2 protein-coding genes are annotated in these 3669 nt (G+C 74.0%); both read left to right on the forward strand.

Going from position 1 to position 3669, the window contains the following annotated elements; translation table 11 throughout:
- Nucleotides 1–142 precede the first annotated feature (142 nt).
- A complete protein-coding gene (locus tag NON22_RS21715) occupies nt 143–2977 on the forward strand; it encodes a ligand-binding sensor domain-containing diguanylate cyclase (RefSeq protein WP_257389089.1) in 2835 nt (944 codons plus the stop codon).
- 68 nt (nt 2978–3045) lie between these two features.
- Nucleotides 3046–3453 (forward strand): hypothetical protein, encoded by a 408-nt coding sequence (locus tag NON22_RS21720; RefSeq protein ID WP_257389090.1) that lies wholly within the window; start codon nt 3046–3048, stop codon nt 3451–3453.
- Nucleotides 3454–3669: the final 216 nt, after the last annotated feature.

Below are 3669 nucleotides of genomic sequence, written 5' to 3' on the forward strand. Positions count from 1 at the left end.
CCGCCGTACGGGGCGCGGCCAGATCCGGCCGGCCTCCGCGAGCCCGTTCCCCGACACGGAGCCCGGGCCGCGCGCCGGCCGGGCCGGCGCGCTCTGCTAGCATGAGCGCGCGCCGCAATGGCGCAGGGGGAAGGGGAGGGCCATGCGTCGGGAGCAGCGGCGTCGCGCGATCGCGGGACTGGTGCTGTGGCTGCTCGCGCCCGTGCTCTGGGCGGCGACGCCGCTGATGACGCGCTTTTCGCCGGACCTCGACGTCTATCCGCAGTATTTCTCGGTCGCGCGCAGCGCCGACGGCCTGCTCTACGTCGGCGCGATCGACGCGGTGCTGCGCTTCGACGGCGTGCGCTGGGAGTCCTTCGCGCTGCCGCGGCCCGGTGCCGTGCGCGTGCTGTTCTGCGACGGCCAGGGCCGGCTCTGGTTCGGCGCGACCGACAGCTTCGGCCGCATCGAGCGCCGGTCCGACGGCGGCGAGCGCCTCCTCGACGTGTCCGGCGCGTTCGCGGCCGACGTCGGCGCGCAGGGCTTCGACGACATCTGGGATGCCGTCGAACACGACGGTCACGTGTATTTCCGCGCGCTGCGCTGGCTGTTCGAGGTCGACGGCGACGGCCGCCGCGTACACGCGTGGCATGCGCCGAACCGCCTCGGCGGCATCGCGGTGCATGCGGGCGAGCTCGTCGTGAACTGGCGCGGCGAAGGCCTCAAGCATCGCGTCGGCGACGACTTCGCGCTGCTGCCGGGCGGTGCGGCGTTCGCCGACCAGCCCGCGTTCACCCTGCTGTCGCTCGACGCGCGGCGCCTGCTCGTGCACGACGAGACGCCGCGCCTGGTCGTGTTCGCGGACGGCAAGCTGCAGCCGCTGCTCGGCGACGGCGACACGCGCCATTTCCACGAGGGCAGGTTGCTCGACGCGCGGCATGCGGCGTTCGCCGGCGACGACGGCGTGCTGCGCGTGGTCGACACGGCCTCGGGCGCGCTGCGCCGCATCGAACTCGGCACCACGTTCCAGAACGGCCTGTCCGTCGATCGCGACGGCGCGTTGCTCGTCGCCGACGACCTCGGCGTGGCGCGCCTGCCCTGGCCGGTGGTCTGGAACGTCTACGGCGACGCCGACGGCGTGCGCGGCAGCATCCACGATCTGCAGCTCGTCGAGGGCCGCCTGCGGTTGCAGACCGCGGTCGGCGAGCTCGTCGCACCCTGGCGCGACGGCGGCGTCCAGGGCCGCTTCGTCGCCGACAGCGAATACGACGGCGAAGCCTGGAGCCTGCTCGCCGACGGCGAGGCCTCGCTGCTGGCCGACAGCTACGGGCTGCAGCAGGTCGGCACCGCGCATCGCCGCGTCGGTCCCGACGATCTCTATCCGCGCGTGCTGCGGCGTTCGCGCTTCGATCCGGCGCGCGCGTGGATCGGCACCGAGGCCGGGTTCGGCCTGCTGCAGCGCGAGGCCGACGGCTGGAAGCTGGTCGCGCGGCATACGGACTTGCGCATGCGCGTCATGAACCTCGTCGAGACCGCGCCCGGCGAGGTCTGGCTCGGCAGCGACGATCGCGGCCTCGTGCGCGTGCGCCTGGCGGCCGATCCGGCGCAGCCGCCGCAGATCGAGCGGTTCGATGCGGCGCTCGGCCTCGGCGAGCGCGATGCCGCTGTGATCAGCGAGCTCGATGGCGTGCTGTACGCGAGCGTGAAATCCGGCCTGTTCCGCTGGGACGGCGCGCGTTTCGCGGCCGCCGGCGCCGACGGGCTCGCGGCGCTGCTGTCGGCGCAGGAAACCGTGCGCCTGCGCGACGGCGTCGACGGCGTGGCCTGGGCCTTCAGTTTCCGCAACGTCTATCGCCGCGACGCGGCGCGGCGCTGGCAGCGCGTCGACGCGATCGACCGCGGCAGCGGCGCGATCGAGGCACTGGCCGCGCTGCCCGACGGCGACGTGCTGGTCGGCAGCAACGGCCGGCTGCTGCACTACGACGCCTCGGCCGGCACGGAGACGGCGCCGGCGCCGGCGCTGCGCCTGAGCGCCGTGCGTTTGCAGCCGCGCGACGGCGCGGCCGTGTCTCTGGCGCTGCAGGAGCCGGCGCAGCTGGCCTACGGCGCCGGCAGCCTGACGTTCCGTCTGGGCTTCGCCGATCTCGCGCGCGCCACGCCGGCGCAGTTCCGCGCGCGCGTGGTCGGTCTGGACGACGGCTGGAGCGACTGGAGTCCGCGCGCGGAGTTCGTCTATGCGCAGATTCCGCCGGGCGGCTACCGCTTCGAGGCGCGCGCGCGCAGCAGCGGCGGACAGGAGTTCGCCGCGCCGGCCTTCGCGTTCCGCATCGTGCCGCGCTGGTATCAGCGCGGCGACCTGCAGCTGCTGGTCGCGCTCGCGGTGCTTCTGTTGCTTGCCTTCCTGCTCAGTGTCGGCCTGCGCGCGCGCATACGCCGGCTCGACGCGCGCAATCGCCAGCTCGACGCGCTCGTGCGTGCGCATACGGCCGAGCTGGAACAGGCCAACGTGCAGCTGCGCGATCTGGCCGAGCGCGACGGTCTGACCGGCGTGGCCAACCGGCGCCGCTTCGACGCGTTCCTCGCCGCGAGCCTGGCCGCCGCGGCGCAGACGCGCCGGCCGGTCGCGCTGCTGCTGGCCGACGTCGATCACTTCAAGGCCTACAACGACGCGAACGGCCATCTGGCCGGCGACAACGTGCTGCGCTGCGTCGCCGCGGCGCTCGTGCGCAGCGTGCGCGACAACACTTTGGTCGCGCGTTTCGGCGGCGAGGAATTCTGCCTCGTCGTTCCGCAGTGCGATCTGGCCGCCGCGGCCGACCTCGGCCGCCGGCTCTGCGCCGTCGTGGCCGAATCCTGCGGCGTCACGATCTCGGTCGGCGCGGCCGCGAGCGTGCCCGAGGCCACCGATGCGGTGGAACGCCTGCTCGCGCGCGCCGACGAGGCGCTGTACCGCGCCAAGCGCGAAGGCCGCAACCGCGTCGTGCTCGATCCGGCGTGATGTTCGACGGCTTGTGGCCCGGCACCGGAGCGGCGCAAGATGCGCGCCGGTTTTTCCGGCTCCGGTCCATGCGTTCCAGCGGCACCCTGCGCTACAGCCCCGAACTGCGCCCCGGCTCGCATCGGCGCCGCGACGGCGGCAGCACGCGCTGGTGGCTGATCCTCGACGGCGATCCGGAGCTCGGCCGCTATCTGCGGCATCTGCACTGGATCGCGCAGCGCCGGCTGCGCAGCCTGCAGGCGCCGCTCTGGGGCACGCATGTCTCGGTGATCCGCGGCGAGCTGCCGCCGCATCCCGGACACTGGGGCGACGGCGAGGGCGAACGCGTCGACTTCACGTTCGATCCGCTGGGCCGGGAGACCAACGGCTACGTCTGGTTTCCGGTACGCTGCGCGGCCGTGCTCGATCTGCGCGAACGCCTCGGCCTGCCGCGCGAACCGCAGCCGCCGCTGCACCTGACCGTCGGCAACCGCTGATGCGCGGCGAACCCCGCGCGCCGCCGTGTGTCGATAGAGCCGCGTCCGTACTCGCCAGGGCTTACGCATGCCGCGCAGAACTCTCGTACTCCTTGCCGCAGCCGTCCTCGTCGCCGGCGCCGTCCTGCTCGGGCCGCGCGCGCTCGCGCGGCTGGAGCGCGCGGCGATGAACCGGGCCGGCAGCGACACCACGGCGCGCGCACAGCAGGCCGCGGC

The sequence above is a fragment of the Tahibacter caeni genome (assembly GCF_024609805.1).
Lineage (GTDB): Bacteria > Pseudomonadota > Gammaproteobacteria > Xanthomonadales > Rhodanobacteraceae > Tahibacter > Tahibacter caeni.